The organism is Roseburia zhanii, assembly GCF_014287635.1.
GTDB lineage: Bacteria > Bacillota > Clostridia > Lachnospirales > Lachnospiraceae > Roseburia_B > Roseburia_B zhanii.
The window spans coordinates 87,811-101,818 of the sequence record NZ_JACOPH010000007.1 but is presented as its reverse complement, the minus strand read 5'-3'; the positions used below and the strand labels follow the sequence as shown (position 1 = coordinate 101,818).

Annotated in this window: 16 protein-coding genes; 2 read left to right on the top strand and 14 right to left on the bottom strand. The window is 39.4% G+C overall.

Annotated elements, in window-relative coordinates; all coding sequences use genetic code 11:
* Window positions 1-3 precede the first annotated feature (3 nt).
* Window positions 4-1,206 carry a trigger factor gene (gene tig / locus H8S17_RS09570; protein WP_186867150.1) on the bottom strand — a complete coding sequence of 401 codons (1,203 nt, stop codon included), beginning with the start codon at window positions 1,204-1,206 and terminating at the stop codon, window positions 4-6.
* 174 nt (window positions 1,207-1,380) lie between these two features.
* On the opposite strand from tig, the gene H8S17_RS09565 reads away from it, so the two are divergent.
* On the top strand, window positions 1,381-1,887 hold the full coding sequence (locus tag H8S17_RS09565) for a hypothetical protein (RefSeq protein ID WP_178051752.1): 507 nt from the start codon (window positions 1,381-1,383) through the stop codon (window positions 1,885-1,887).
* Window positions 1,888-1,943: 56 nt separating this feature from the next.
* Here the strand turns inward: H8S17_RS09565 and H8S17_RS09560 are convergent, their stop codons facing one another.
* From H8S17_RS09560 to ispE, 6 genes are all read right to left on the bottom strand, one after another.
* Window positions 1,944-2,396 (bottom strand): DUF1934 domain-containing protein, encoded by a 453-nt coding sequence (locus H8S17_RS09560; RefSeq protein WP_178051751.1) that lies wholly within the window; start codon window positions 2,394-2,396, stop codon window positions 1,944-1,946.
* 48 nt (window positions 2,397-2,444) lie between these two features.
* Window positions 2,445-3,053 carry a stage II sporulation protein R gene (spoIIR, locus tag H8S17_RS09555; RefSeq protein ID WP_186867149.1) on the bottom strand — a complete coding sequence of 203 codons (609 nt, stop codon included), beginning with the start codon at window positions 3,051-3,053 and terminating at the stop codon, window positions 2,445-2,447.
* A gap of 78 nt (window positions 3,054-3,131) precedes the next feature.
* Window positions 3,132-5,300, bottom strand: coding sequence for a GerAB/ArcD/ProY family transporter (locus H8S17_RS09550; protein ID WP_186867148.1), 2,169 nt, complete (start codon window positions 5,298-5,300; stop codon window positions 3,132-3,134).
* Complete coding sequence (locus H8S17_RS09545) at window positions 5,284-6,774, bottom strand: spore germination protein (protein WP_178051748.1); 1,491 nt, start codon at window positions 6,772-6,774, stop codon at window positions 5,284-5,286. The genes H8S17_RS09550 and H8S17_RS09545 overlap by 17 nt, the downstream gene beginning before the upstream one ends.
* 101 nt (window positions 6,775-6,875) lie before the next feature.
* A complete protein-coding gene (locus H8S17_RS09540) occupies window positions 6,876-7,547 on the bottom strand; it encodes a GntR family transcriptional regulator (protein ID WP_186867147.1) in 672 nt (223 codons plus the stop codon).
* 36 nt (window positions 7,548-7,583) lie between these two features.
* A complete protein-coding gene (ispE, locus tag H8S17_RS09535; protein WP_186867146.1) occupies window positions 7,584-8,459 on the bottom strand; it encodes a 4-(cytidine 5'-diphospho)-2-C-methyl-D-erythritol kinase in 876 nt (291 codons plus the stop codon).
* Between the two features lie 279 nt (window positions 8,460-8,738).
* Between ispE and H8S17_RS09530 the strand changes: the two genes are divergently transcribed.
* Window positions 8,739-9,365: a hypothetical protein gene (locus tag H8S17_RS09530; RefSeq protein ID WP_186867145.1), complete on the top strand. Its 627-nt coding sequence runs from the start codon at window positions 8,739-8,741 to the stop codon at window positions 9,363-9,365.
* An 83-nt stretch (window positions 9,366-9,448) separates the two neighbouring features.
* On the opposite strand, the gene H8S17_RS09525 is transcribed toward H8S17_RS09530, so the two are convergent.
* From H8S17_RS09525 to H8S17_RS09495, 7 genes are all read right to left on the bottom strand, one after another.
* Window positions 9,449-10,468: a leucine-rich repeat domain-containing protein gene (locus H8S17_RS09525; protein ID WP_186867144.1), complete on the bottom strand. Its 1,020-nt coding sequence runs from the start codon at window positions 10,466-10,468 to the stop codon at window positions 9,449-9,451.
* Between the two features lies 1 nt (window position 10,469).
* Window positions 10,470-11,258: a leucine-rich repeat domain-containing protein gene (locus H8S17_RS09520; RefSeq protein WP_186867143.1), complete on the bottom strand. Its 789-nt coding sequence runs from the start codon at window positions 11,256-11,258 to the stop codon at window positions 10,470-10,472.
* 175 nt (window positions 11,259-11,433) lie between these two features.
* Complete coding sequence (locus tag H8S17_RS09515; protein WP_186867142.1) at window positions 11,434-11,784, bottom strand: GHKL domain-containing protein; 351 nt, start codon at window positions 11,782-11,784, stop codon at window positions 11,434-11,436.
* A gap of 17 nt (window positions 11,785-11,801) precedes the next feature.
* The gene (locus tag H8S17_RS09510) at window positions 11,802-11,987 is read right to left on the bottom strand and encodes a response regulator (protein ID WP_186867141.1); all 186 of its coding nucleotides are present in this window, start codon (window positions 11,985-11,987) and stop codon (window positions 11,802-11,804) included.
* A gap of 28 nt (window positions 11,988-12,015) precedes the next feature.
* Entirely contained in the window at window positions 12,016-12,678 is a 663-nt protein-coding gene (locus H8S17_RS09505) for a GTP pyrophosphokinase (RefSeq protein ID WP_186867140.1), read from the bottom strand.
* A 137-nt stretch (window positions 12,679-12,815) separates the two neighbouring features.
* On the bottom strand, window positions 12,816-13,082 hold the full coding sequence (locus tag H8S17_RS09500) for a hypothetical protein (protein WP_186867139.1): 267 nt from the start codon (window positions 13,080-13,082) through the stop codon (window positions 12,816-12,818).
* A 1-nt stretch (window position 13,083) separates the two neighbouring features.
* Entirely contained in the window at window positions 13,084-13,863 is a 780-nt protein-coding gene (locus tag H8S17_RS09495; protein ID WP_186867138.1) for a TrmH family RNA methyltransferase, read from the bottom strand.
* Window positions 13,864-14,008: the final 145 nt, after the last annotated feature.

Below are 14,008 nucleotides of genomic sequence, written 5' to 3'. Positions count from 1 at the left end.
CTCTTATGATGCTTCTGTGTCAGCGACAGTTTCAGTTTCTGTTTCATACGTTACATCTGCCTGATCTGCGATCTTTGAGCAGGCTTCTGACTGCAGATAAATCTTCTGTAAATATGCTTTTCCTGCTTCTTTGTCCGTTCCATAGGTTTCATATAATGTATCTTCGGAATCAAAACCACCATTCTTAACGATCATGGAAATATAATCATTAAATTTGTCCTCATCAAACTGGATATTTTCTTTATTGACGATCGCTTCAAATACTAATTCCTGTTTTAAATTATCTTCCATATAAGTTCTGCACTGTTTACGGAAATCATCTTCGGTCGTATTATAATTCTGCTGTAAATAATCAGCTAATGTGATACCATTTGTGCAGTTCTGTTTTGTAAATCCATCTATATATTCTTCTAATCTTGCATCTAACAGTCCGTCCGGCAGTTCCACACTGCATTTATCCATCACTGCATCAACGACCTTAGAACGGATATCGGTTTCTTTGCCGCTTTCTGCCTGCTGGTTTAAAACGGTACGGATATCAGAATAAAAATCATCTACGCTGTCAGAATCAAAATTATCCTTTACATATGAATCATCGATCATATCTCTTGTAACTTTCCGGTCGATCGCATTGATCGTAAATGTAAATGTTACTGTCTGTCCCTTCAGATCTTCATTGGAATAGTCATCCGGAAATGTTACTTCATGGTCAACAGTATCGCCAACAGATGCACCGATCAATCCTTCTGAAAATCCTTCGATATAACCATTTCCGGAAGTTGCATCACAATTTCCGGCAACATCGATGACCTGTCCTTCAGCACTTCCACCGGCAAAAGCTTCACCATCTTTTTTACCTACATAATCGACATCTACAAAATCATCTGCTTCTACGACAGTATGGGAATCATCCGGCAGAAATGGTTTATAATATGCGATCATCTGGTCTGCATAATTATTGACATCATCATCTGTCACCTGATAATCGGCTTCATTTAAAGTAACTGCAACGTCCATATAGTCGCCTAATTTCACGTAATCATCCACATTATAAGCAATATCAGCACTTGCTGTCACAGAGCCACTCTCTGTTCCTGCTTCTACTGATTCTGTAGCATCTGTGCTGTTCTTTTTCGAATTTCCACAGCCTGCTGCTAATGCGGTTATCATACATATTGTCAAAAGTGCGGTCGTTTTTCTTTTCATAAGAATCCTCTTTCCAAAAAATTTCCTGCTGACAGTTACAGATAGCTATAGCTGACAACAAGCTCTCGTCCCTTTACAATACCACATTTTCATAGAAAATAAAAGGTTTTATTGATTTTTCCCAGAATCAATGTTACAATATTGCTACTGTTTGTGATAAGGAGGATTTTTATTGTGTCAACAGTCACTATTGTTTTACTGGTTATTGCTTTAATTTTACTTGCTGCCGTAGTCGTCTTATATTTCCTTGGAAAACGTGCACAAAAAAAGCAGGAAGAACAGCAGGCACAGATTGCCGCCGCTTCCCAGTCCGTTTCCATGCTGATTATTGATAAAAAGAAAATGAAGCTGAAAGATGCCGGGCTGCCGGCTGCTGTATTAGCACAGACGCCAAAGCTGATGCGTGGTTCCAAAGTTCCGATCGTCAAAGCCAAAGTCGGTCCTAAGGTAATGACCATGCTCTGCGATGCAAATGTCTTTGAGATCATTCCTGTCAAAAAAGAAGTCAAAGCCACTGTCAGCGGACTTTACATCACAGGTGTCAAAGGACTTCATGGTGCCATTACCCAGACAGCACCGGTCAAGAAAAGTTTCCGTGCAAAATTGCAGCAGAAATATAATGAAGCAAGCGCACAGTTAAAAAATGAAGAAGCTGCTTCAAAATCCAAAAAGAAAAAATAAGGATCAAAAAGGTGCAAAAACCTCATCATGCGGCTTTTGCACCTTTTTTATATTACTTATGAACAGATATGGAATCCGCTTCCCTCTTTGGACTGGATCGCCATTTTGACCGTACAGTCTGCAATATGCTCATAATTTAATTCCAATGCATATTCCACATTGACCGAGATATCATGTTCATCCTCTTTGATACTGATATTTTTTGCATCGATCCCAAGCATCAGATTTCCAAACGGAGTCTGATAGCAGGTGATATTTTTCTTATTCTTCTCAAATACCATATGTACATTCGTAATGCCTCTTTTGGTAATGTCTACGCAATCTTCCTGCAGCTTGATGATATTCTTCGTTGTACCGTCAAAGCCTTCCGTCACTTCATCATAGATCACATAATGTTTGTTATTTTTTTTATAATAATCTCCTGCGGTGATCACTTCTACCGGTTCAGAATCTTCTGCCATACTCATGATCTGCAATCCGCTGATCGTCACTAATACATCTTTTGTCATAATGTAAATCTCCTTCGTTTATCTTTTGCTATTCTATACGTTTTTGTGCTATTTTGCAAGCCCCTCAAAGTATTTGAACCTGACTCTTATCTTCCCTGCCGCCATGATCTCCTCATAATCTTCCTTTGTTAAAATTGTCTGCAGTTCCTCTTTGGAGTTTTCATCAATGACTTCATATACACTGTTGGCAAAACAGAGATTTGGATACATGACACACCACCAGTTCGCACCTGCACCGTCCCCGATCACAACTTTCAGTGCCCGGTAAGTTCCTTTTGGAAATGTATATGCACCATACGTTTTTACCGGAAACTCTGCATCTGTGATCTGTGCGCTGACTGTTTCTGTATGTCCTTCTTTTGCTATGACCTCTCTGGCACAGTTTTCAATCTCTGCCAGATGGTCATTTACAATCGCTTCACATGTGTCAAGATCGCCGGCTTCTTCTAATTCCCTGCTTAAATATGCTCCGATCTCATCTCTGACTTTTAATTTTAATTCCTGATCCTCTTTTGAATCACTGTTTGCGATCACATGGAACCGCAGGATCTTTCCTGCAATATCTTCCTGTATCCTATGACTGCGGTATGCATATGCTCCTGTAAAAATGATACATGCCCCTGCTGCGGCACAGAGATAACGATATATTTTTTTCATGGCAAGACTCTCCTATCCTAACTATTTTTCTGTTACTTTTTATTTTTGATAACAAGAGTCTTTCCAGTTTCCGGTAAATTATACCGTCCTGTGTTCATTTAATAAGATCACATGCACTTCAAATGTATAACCCATTTTTTTGATATACTGTGGAAGTGTCTTATACCTCTGATATTTTTCCCTGTCATACATTCCCAGTTTATAAAAACTGTTCGTCATATCAATGCCCTGTTCTTCTAACAGCTTTCTGCTGTTTTCCACTAACTGTGCCACAAAGAGCCTTCGTATCCTGTTCTCAAGCTGTATTTCTTCACTCTCGCTTAATTCTCCCTGTTCTGCGGCTGCTTCTAATGTGATCTTACTATGGTATACCGTATCTTCTCCCCGTGAAAAACTGCCATGTGTACTGATCTTTTTTACTAAAATGGCGGTATGGTCATCTAACGTAAATGACAGCTTTTTCAATTTTCCCTGCACAAGATAGGAAAGCATTGCCTCATTGATCGTCACCTCTCCTTTTAATTCTCCGCCGGAAATCGCATAATAACTGCTTATCACCGGAAGTCCGCCTTTTTCGGAAAGAACAGGGATCAGCAATAACTGTTCTTTATTTGCCCTGTCATTATAAAGATCTCCTAGTGTTACTGTATCTTTTAACTTATAATCTTCCCTGCTTTCGATCATTTCCTCTAAATAACTTCCGACTGCAGTGTCTAAATTTTCATCTAATGCAAGGATTTCTGCTGCATCATCTGCAAAAAATAAGATCGTATTTCTCGCAAGCAGTTCTTCTTTTCCACAAACTGCCAAAAATTCTTTAAAAGCATCCACATCACTGATAAATTCTTTGGATAACACCAGTACTTTCAGATGGTTATAATCTAAGATCTTATTCGTATCATTTGCATATTTTGAGATTCCCGTAAAAAAATCATTTTCTTTGATATAAAAATCCGTACTGCCGGATGCCTTTGCATTTTCATCTGCGATCGCAGATAAATTCTGGAACTTATATGTGATCAGACAGTCATCTTCCCGTTTATCCACACCCATTGCCAACGGGAAATTCCGGTTCTCAAGTTCCATCGTACTGCACCCTGAAAACAAGAAGGCACTATAGGAGATAAACAGAATAGACATCAGACACTTTCCCCCTTTTTTCCACTGCATACAGCATATTGCGAGTAATGGAACGGTAACGATAAACGGTGTTCCTACACATATGAATACCTTCTGCAGAAGTCTGCTAAATTCTGCAAAACGGTAACAGCCCACGCCAATACACCAAAAACAGAGTGCTGCCGCACCTGTCACGATCGTATCTGATTTATGATGCAGCAGATCTTTGACTGTTTCCGTCACATAGAACAGGCTGCTTCCCAGCAGTGCAAATACCGTAAAAAACCAGATTGCAACCATCAATGCGTCCTGCCTTTCAAAAAATCCTCCGGGGATCTGTATCATGCTCATCAATGTGACTGCCGGATATTTTAAGGCTGCTGTTTCTTTTACCCCGAATATCCCCTGTAAAATGGCATATAAGACAAGTAATACCCCTCCACTAAAAAGAACTGCTTTGATACCGGCCTTTTTGATTGCTTTCTGTTCGGCTGCAAAAGGCACTAAAAATAAAGCAAGTCCGCCTAATGAAAATATCCCAAAGCTGTCATATCCGCTTAAAAGCCAGTGATGTACTTCTCTTTTGTTCACAGGATATAGCGGAAACAGGCGGAATACTTCGATATCCCTTGCCGCTAAGACCAGCATGATAAACAATGGGATCATCAGAAACCAGAACAGAATCTCATAAACTCTCGCCCTGCCTTCAATGCCCTGTGCGATTGCATAGACACACAAACCTAAAATTCCTGCGACGATCCAGTAAAAGGACTCCTCTTTTAACAGATCGGTGATCATCAGATCCCCGAAAATATAAGCCGTATAGCCGCCTAAACACAGATAATACAGCACATAGCATATTAAAATGACTGTTCCAGACACGTTTCCGAAGCAGCGTTTTAAAAATTTCTGGTAACTTTCTTCCTGATCCAGATAACGGATCACGACTCCCATCAGACAGAAAAATAAGATTCCGCCTATGATCCCTAGCAGAAGTGCTGCCATGCCGTTTTTTGCCGTTTTTCCTGCGAGCAGTGATGGGAGCAGCAAGGTTCCGACTCCTAAAATATCATATGTCAATAATCTGAATATCTGCCTTGTTGAAATTTTGTTATTTTTTGAATACATGGTCATCCTTCCTTTTTAATCGTATTCGCTGGCTGCGTTTCGCATAGATCGGACGGCGTTTCATGCAAAAGAGCGGCTGACGCAAAAGAGAATCCCTCTCATCCTCATAATCATTGAGATCTGCCCCGACAAAAGGTGTAAGGTACGGAATCCCGAAACTCTTTAAATGGGATAAATGGATCAGCACAAATAACATTCCATATAAAAATCCATAAAATCCCAGCCATGAACATAAGAACAGGAATAAAAATTTGAACAGCCGGAATGCCGTTGCAAATTCCTCATTTGGAATGGCAAACGAACAGAGTGCCGTAAATGCCACTACAATGACAACGATCGGACTGACAATATTTGCCTCAACTGCCGCCTGTCCGATGATCAGACCGCCGACAATGCCGATCGTATTGCCCATTGCACCGGGCAGCCGTACTCCAGCCTCCCGCAGCAGTTCAAAGGCAATCTCCATCAAAAGCACTTCGATCACTGCCGGAAATGGCACGCCCTGTCTGGCTGCTGCAAACGATAATAGAAGTGTCGTCGGCAAGATCTGTGTATGGAAATTTGTCACCGCTAAATACAGTCCCGGCATCGTCATTGCAAAAAAAGCTGCAAGATACCGGATCAGCCTTGCAAAAGATGCAATCTCCCACCTGCTGTAATAATCATCACTTGTCTTGATAAACGAATTGTAATCGGTCGGCAGGATCAGTCCTGAAGGAGAATTATCGGACAGCACCACAATACGTCCCTCTAAGATTGCCATTGCCGCACGGTCAGGTCTTTGTGTCGTCTGAAACTGTGGAAATGGGGAATACCATTTTTCCTCTGACAACTGTTCTACCATGCCACTGTCTAAGATCCCATCAATCTCATAACGGTTTAATCTTCTCTCCACTTCTTCTAACAGTGACGGATAGACCAGGTCTTCCATATAAACGATATCTACATTGGTATGGCTCCTTGTTCCCATCTTGACTTCTTTCACCTTTAGTTTTGGTGTCCTAAGCCGCTTACGGATCAATGCCGTATTGACCTTGATGGAGTCTGCAAATCCTTCCCTCGATCCGCGGATCACTTTTTCCGAATCCGGCTCTGTGACAGACATTGCCGGATATCCTTTGTCTGGAATTTTAACTGCTTTATCAAACCCATCGACAAATAAGATCACATCTCCGGTAAACAAGGCATCTGCTGCTTCCTCTACCGTTTCAAATAATGTCATATCGGAAATACCAAGTGCATTTTTTTCTAAACTTTCACAGATCTCACCTTTTGACATATTGCAGAACTGGTTTAATATTTTTCCAACAACTGAATTTTCAAACAGAAAATTTCCTCCTGTTATTTCTACATATGCTAAAAAACATCCTACGTCCTTTTTTAATCCGAGGTACATCGTTTTCTTCTTTATATCTGCTGATTCCCCTAACAGGGCTAAAAAGGTTTCTCTGTTATGATAAAGTTCCTTTTCCATATTCTAACTTCCTATCAACTCAAAAAAAGTAGGAACAGCATGATCTGTTCCTACTCTAGTATTTTCATTCTATTTTATTTTTATACGTAACGATTTATTTCCTACTCCTGCTGGCGGATGATATTCCGCACTGCAACTGCCTGATTGTCCATATGCTTTTTCGTCATTTCCACAACATACTGTTCATTGCGTTCTTTTAGTCCCTGCATGATCTGTCTGTGTTCTTCGATCAGACGCGGATAATTTTTTTCATCTTTTAAATATTCCACCCGATAACGGTAGATCTGCTCCCGCAGGTTATTCAGCAACACCACTAATCTTGGATTCTCCGCTGCCGTATAGATCAGATCATGAAAATCAATGTCAGACTGGGCGATCTGTTTGACTTCTGCTGTTTCAACCGCCTGTTCAAATGCTTTTAATCTTTCTTCTAATTCTGCAATCTGTTCTTTTGTGATCTTTTCACTGGCAAGCTGTACTGCTAAGATCTCTAATGCCTCACGGACTTGCAAGACATCCTCCATGTCCTTTTCCGTCATGGCTGCCACTTCTGCGCCTCTCCTTGGGATCGTCACTGCAAGCCCTTCCTGCTGCAGCATCCGTATCGCCTCACGGATCGGTGTACGGCTCACCCCTAGTTTTGCTGCTAACTGCAATTCCATCAACCGCTCTCCGGGTTTTAGATCTCCTCTTAAAATAGCCTCCCGCAAGGTTTTAAAAACCACATCCCTCAATGGCAGATACTCATTGGCATCCAATTTTAAATTCTCCATAGTTCCTCCATTCTTCCTCCATGTACATCTTAAGCATTATGCCCTGCGATTATTATAGATACTTGTCAGATACACCTGTTTTGCAAGACCGGTTTCCCGCATGGTCTCTAATGCCTTTTTTGCGATACCTTCATCTTCAAATAACCCAAATACCGTTGGCCCGCTGCCACTCATCATTGCATTGATGGCTCCGTTCTCTAACATACACCGTTTGATCTCATCGATCACCGGATATGCCGGAATCGTCACGGTTTCTAACAGATTTCCCATATGGGCGGCAACACCCTTTAAATCCCCTTTACTTAATGCCGCAAGCTGTGCATCAATATCGGGATGAACCGTATTTTCATCTAATTTCAGATGTTCATACACAAATTTTGTAGATACGCTGACTGCCGGTTTTGCGATCAGCACCGGACATTTCGGCATCGGAGGAAGACTCTTTAGCTGTTCTCCGATTCCTTCTGCCAATGCTGTTCCACGCATCAGACAATACGGTACATCTGCCCCAATGGAAACACCTAGTTCCATCAATTTTTTTCTTTTTAGTTTCAGAGCAAACAATTCATTCATTCCGTATAAAACTGCTGCCGCATCCGTACTGCCGCCTGCCATTCCGGCTGCTACCGGAATATGCTTCTGCAGATTGACATCTACGCCCTGTTCTAAACGATAAGTATCCTGCATCAGTTTTGCAGCTTTATAGATAAGATTATTTTCATCTGTAGGGAGAAAATCCAGATTCGCAGTAATATGGATTCCCGGTTCATTTGTCTTTTTTATCTCCAGCTGGTCATATAAATGGATCGTCTGCATGATCATCCGTACATCATGGTAACCATCTTCTCTTTTTCTTAAGATATCCAGACCCAAATTCACTTTTGCCAGTGCTTTTACTTTGATTTCATTCATTCCAATCCTCCACAGGTTATCGTTCACAGCTTATCTGAAAACAGTAACCTTCATAGCCTCTCATCTGGCTGTATTGGTGTATTTTGTATACAAACAGATTCTAACATCAATTAAAAAAAAGGTCAATTCCACTTTATTTTTTCTTTCTCAATACCGATATATTTATTGAGAAAATGAAAAATTTCCTATTCTCAAATCGATATAACCTGTCAATATAAAATGTATGGAAACGTATAACTGAAAAAGTTACCATTTATTATGCCAAGGAGGGTACGAATTATGAGTATTAGCGCACTTAACAATGTAACTGCTGCTGCAGCAGTAAACACATATGATAAGACAACAGATAAAACCACAAAAGAATCCACAAAGGCAGCAGAAGCAAAAGATAACAAACAGGATTCTTCAAAAATATCAAGTGGTGTTGTATATGAAAGAGCTTCATCCACTGTCAATACCGACTATGTAAAGAAAAATTCGGCACTGATCCAGCAGTTAAAAACTGATTCCGATGCAAGAATTTCACAGTTAAAAGGCATTGTAGAACAGATGATGAAAAAACAGGGTGCCACGATTGGAAAAGCTGATGATATGTGGCATTTCCTTGCAAGCGGAGATTTTACTGTTTCTGCTGATGTGAAGGCACAGGCACAGGCTGATATCGCTGATGACGGTTACTGGGGTGTAGAACAGACCTCTGACCGTATCGTAGATTTTGCAAAAGCCTTAAGCGGCGGTGATCCTGCTAAAGCTGATACAATGTTAGAAGCTTTTAAAAAGGGATTTAAAGCAGCTACAAAATCATGGGGAAAAGAACTTCCTGATATTTCCCAGAGGACTTACGATGCTGTTCTTAAAAAGATGGATGCATGGAAAAATGGCACAGAAGATGCAACGGAAGAATAGAATGTTTTAATATGATGATTAAAAGCCGGCTGGTTCAGATGAACGTGCCGGCTTTTATTTATTAAAGAATTATCATTTTTTCTTTATCTTATGATCATCGTAGCCTTGTACCATAGCTGTTTTTTTAATTTCTTTTCATAAGAAGTCTTATACTTTTTCGGTGTATAAAATACCGTTTCTTTATGTATTTCACTGAATGCGCTTTTCTTAATTTTAGGAACTTTCCCCTGAAATGTAACCTTCCTTAAGTTATGATCCAAATAGAACGCAAGCCCGCCTATCTTTTTTACTTTCTTTGGAATCGTAATCTCAGTCAGTGTTTCACAGCCAGAAAAAGCACTTGCCTTAATTTCTTCTAACTGGGAATTTTTTGCAAATTCTACTTTTTCTAAATTCTTACACCAAAAAAAAGACATACTCCCAAGTTTTCTCACACTAGACGGAATTTTTATTTCCGTCAGTCCCCAACAAGCTGCAAAAGCTCTTTCACCAATCATTTCCAATCTGCAATTTTTCGCAAAGATAACGCGTTTCAATCCGGTACAATTATCGAATGCACTCTCACCTATAACAATTACATTTTTCGGTATTTTAATTTTCGCTAGACTTTTGCAGTATGAAAATGCACCATTTGAAATTATACGCAGACTTTTTGGCAATGTTATCTCCCTCAAATTATCACAGCCAAAAAATGCATCTGTTTCTAACTCCAATACACTTTCTGATAGTTCTACCTTTTTGAGTCTGTCACACTGATAAAATGCACCTTCCTTTATCACTTTTACAGTTCTAGGAACTTTGATCTCTTTTAAACTTGCATTACCGGAAAATGCAAATTCCACATCTTCTTCATTTACAAATGACTGGCTGCCAAGTACTGTTACCGGTAATCCCTCTATGGTTTCCGGTATCGTCACTTTCTTACCTGACCCATGGTATTTGACAATCTCAATTCCATTGTACTCTTCGTTGTATTGGTATTCATAGTCCCCACAGACTTTTACTTCTGCCAAAACCGGCTGTGGATGCAGGAAAATGATACTTGATAAAAACAGTGCAATAAATCCCGTTTCTAAAATCCTTTTTTTAATACACCCTTTCATTTTATTTTCTCCCCTTTCCTGCCCGTACGCTCATCGTTGACTGATACCATGCTTTCGTCTTAAGTTTTTTCTGATAGCTTGATTTATACTTCTTTGGCACCTGAAATACAGCCTTATCATAAATTTTTTGAAAAACAGCTTTTTCTATTCTGGGGATGTCACCCTGAAAGGTAATCTTCTTTAACTTACTGCATTCATAAAATGCGTAGGATTGTATCGTAACTACCTTTTTTGGAATTATGATACCGGATAATGACTGACACCCCGAAAAACAATAGGAACCAATTCCTCTTAAATTAGAATTATTTGCAAATTCTACTTTTTTTAATTTTGAACAATATTCAAACGCACAGGATTCTAAAACTTTCAAGCTGGCTGGAAACTTTACTTCAGTAAGATTACTACAGCCTTGAAATGCATTTTTTCCTATTTTTATAATCTGCGCATTTTTTTGAAATGTAATCTTTTTTAGTTTTGGGCAATATTCAAAAGCACCCTCACCTATCTCCTGCAATCCCTCTGGAAGTACTATCGTTTTCATTTTTCTACAATAGCTAAAAGCATTTTCTTTGATCACTGTTACCGGAAACCCTTCAATGGATTCCGGTATAGTTACTTTCTTATCTTCTCCACTATATTTGACAATCTCAATTCCATTGTACTCTTCGTTGTATTGGTATTCATAGTCCCCACAGATTTTTGTTTCTGCAAAAGTACATTGTGGAAACCAAAATACAATACCCAATAAAAACATCAGTATGATACCTGTTTTACAGATTCTCTTTCTCATACACTCCCTCAACTCCTTATTTTTTAATGGGGGACAATTATGCGGTTTAAATGCTTCTGTTACTAGATAAGTTCTTTATGTGCAGAACTTCACCCACCTTTCAACATTACATTAGCACAGCATACTATGAATTTCTACATTAACATGACAAACGGTCATTTTCCTTGACGAATGGTCAACTATATGGCAACAAAAGTATCGCCGTTACTTCTGTTCCATCCCCAGTCAATTCAAAACTTCCTCCATTCTTTTCTGCTGTTTCTATGATATTTCCTATTCCAATCCCATGATTCTTTTTATCTTTTTTCACAGTCGTTAGATCTTTTTCCTTTTTATCCCAGAGCAATTTTGAACTATTTTTTACGGTAATGGAAAGATATTGATTTCCCTGTTTTATCTTTACCTTAATATATTTCTTTTTCTCCTGCTGCCGCTTAACTTCTTCCACTGCATTCTGTATCATATTAGAAAAAACTGTACAAAATTCCACTTCACTAAGCACAGGCTTTTTCGTACACTGTCCCATAACAGATATCTCCCCTCTTATGCCATCCCCGGCATTTCCACATCTAATAACAAAACATCTGATGAAGAATCCCGCAGTAATTCTTCACCAGATGCATATTCTGCCACCTGACAATCTATTTGAAATTCCGCTGCAAATCTGCCGCAGCATGTCTTTAATACCTCTCTTGCACTTTTATCATCATCACAAATTGCAATCTTCATAACCTCTCCCCTAAGTTTTCGGCAAATATCAAGTGTGCTTCTCTTTCTCCTGCTCCTCTTTTGCCTTGATGATCGCCTCGTTTAAACTCAACATCTTATCATCTAACATCGATACGATCCCTGAACACTCCCGCAGATCCCTGCTGATATACTCCGGTGCATTTCCTTCAAATTTATAATAGATCTTATGCTCTAAACTTGCCCAGAAATCCATTGCCATTGTACGGATCTGAATCTCCACTTTTGTATCAACAACACGATCGGATAAAAAGATCGGAACTGTTACTAACATATGATAACTCTTATAACCGCTTTCCTTCGGATGCTTTATGTAATCCTTGACAGATACTACCGTTAAGTCATTCTGTCTGCCGATCATCTCTGCCATCCGGTAAATATCTGATGTAAAAGAACATACAATACGGATACCTGCGATATCATTGATATGCTCGACCATATTCTGGATCGTACTCTCGTACCCGTTTCGTTTTAACTTCTGTACAATACTCTCCGGTGTCTTGATTCTCGATTTGATATATTCGATCGGATTGTACTGATGTACATGTAAAAATTCATCATTTAATATATCAAGTTTCGTGCCCACTTCCTTAAGTGCACTGTTGTAAATAAACATCATCGTTTTCCAACTATCGACATCTTCCCCAAGAAGTGAATTATTATTCTGTGCCATATGCAAAACCTCCATTGCCTTCATTCCCAGATCTGCGGTATTTCCGCATTCCATAATTTCATTATAGCATACTCCACATCTGTTTTGTTAATATTTTAACAAATTTCATAAAAAGTTAATAGCCTTTTCATAATCATCTAATCTTCTTCGATCACCTGAATTTCTAAATAATCGAATGCGATCTGCTCTACAAAATTATCTTGTGTAAACCTTGTCTTGGCATGACGTTTAAACTCTCTGATATTGGCATCTAGCCAGATCGGTTTTCCTAGGTCAAATGCATAGCATACATCATCTAATGCTTGAAATATCTTATGTGTTCTCGTATCTTCTTTTTCATTTTCCACTGTCATATCACACAGCATCCGGTTATCTGAAAATTCTTTTGCCCATAATCGAAACATATCATCGTCCTCTTCTCTGTCTGTTTACTTCATACATCAATATCGTCGCAGCGATCGCAGCATTTAAAGATTCCACATTGCCTTCCATTGGAATTTTGATATAGGCATCTGCCGCATCTGCTGTTTTCTCTGTTAAACCGTTGCCTTCATTTCCGATCAGAAACGCACATGCTCCCTGATAATCAAATGCATCATACATCTGACTTTCTTTTAAATGGGCGGCATAAAATTTTACACCTTTTTTCTGCATATCTGTGATCTTCCCATAAAAGTCCTCTGCTACGATAAATGGCACCCGGTAGATGCTGCCCATCGTCGAACGGACTGTTTTCGGATTGTACAGATCTACTGTCGTCTGATTGGCAATGACTGCTGTGATCCCTGCACCCTCTCCGGTTCGTAACATGGTGCCCAAATTACCGGGGTCTTGTATGCTCTCTAAAAATAAATAGCATCCATTTTCCTTTACAAGTACTTCTGTTTCGTTCCATTCCGGCATGGAAACTACTGTTAAGATTCCCTGCGGTGTCTGTGTATCACTGACTACTTTAAATACACTATCGGAAAGCACTTCGTATTCTATTCCGTCTAGCAGATGTTTATGCATTTCCTCCTGCAGAAAAGATTCTGCCACATATACTTTTTGTATCCATGCTCTCGGTGCTTCTTCAAACATTTTTCTGCCTTCAACGATAAAAACTCCTTCTTCTTTTCTCGCCTTGGCTTTTTTCATCAATAAAACCAGATGCTTGATCTGGGAATTTGCTGTGCTTGTGATCATAATGCCTCCATAACATTTCATATAACTGATTCTATTTATTATAACAAGTACGATATTTTTTTCAATAAAAAGCGGTCACTGCCAACCAAAAATCCGGTTCGCGATGACCACTCTCTAAATAAACTTCCGTATCAATACGATCGTA

Coding starts and splice junctions, on each gene's coding strand:
- tig (WP_186867150.1), bottom strand. CDS start 1,206: ATGAAAAGAAAAACGACCGCACTTTTGACAATATGTATGATAACCGCA.
- H8S17_RS09560 (WP_178051751.1), bottom strand. CDS start 2,396: ATGACAAAAGATGTATTAGTGACGATCAGCGGATTGCAGATCATGAGT.
- spoIIR (WP_186867149.1), bottom strand. CDS start 3,053: ATGAAAAAAATATATCGTTATCTCTGTGCCGCAGCAGGGGCATGTATC.
- H8S17_RS09550 (WP_186867148.1), bottom strand. CDS start 5,300: ATGTATTCAAAAAATAACAAAATTTCAACAAGGCAGATATTCAGATTA.
- H8S17_RS09545 (WP_178051748.1), bottom strand. CDS start 6,774: ATGGAAAAGGAACTTTATCATAACAGAGAAACCTTTTTAGCCCTGTTA.
- H8S17_RS09540 (WP_186867147.1), bottom strand. CDS start 7,547: ATGGAGAATTTAAAATTGGATGCCAATGAGTATCTGCCATTGAGGGAT.
- ispE (WP_186867146.1), bottom strand. CDS start 8,459: ATGAATGAAATCAAAGTAAAAGCACTGGCAAAAGTGAATTTGGGTCTG.
- H8S17_RS09530 (WP_186867145.1), top strand. CDS start 8,739: ATGAGTATTAGCGCACTTAACAATGTAACTGCTGCTGCAGCAGTAAAC.
- H8S17_RS09525 (WP_186867144.1), bottom strand. CDS start 10,468: ATGAAAGGGTGTATTAAAAAAAGGATTTTAGAAACGGGATTTATTGCA.
- H8S17_RS09520 (WP_186867143.1), bottom strand. CDS start 11,258: ATGAGAAAGAGAATCTGTAAAACAGGTATCATACTGATGTTTTTATTG.
- H8S17_RS09515 (WP_186867142.1), bottom strand. CDS start 11,784: ATGGGACAGTGTACGAAAAAGCCTGTGCTTAGTGAAGTGGAATTTTGT.
- H8S17_RS09510 (WP_186867141.1), bottom strand. CDS start 11,987: ATGAAGATTGCAATTTGTGATGATGATAAAAGTGCAAGAGAGGTATTA.
- H8S17_RS09505 (WP_186867140.1), bottom strand. CDS start 12,678: ATGGCACAGAATAATAATTCACTTCTTGGGGAAGATGTCGATAGTTGG.
- H8S17_RS09500 (WP_186867139.1), bottom strand. CDS start 13,082: ATGTTTCGATTATGGGCAAAAGAATTTTCAGATAACCGGATGCTGTGT.
- H8S17_RS09495 (WP_186867138.1), bottom strand. CDS start 13,863: ATGATCACAAGCACAGCAAATTCCCAGATCAAGCATCTGGTTTTATTG.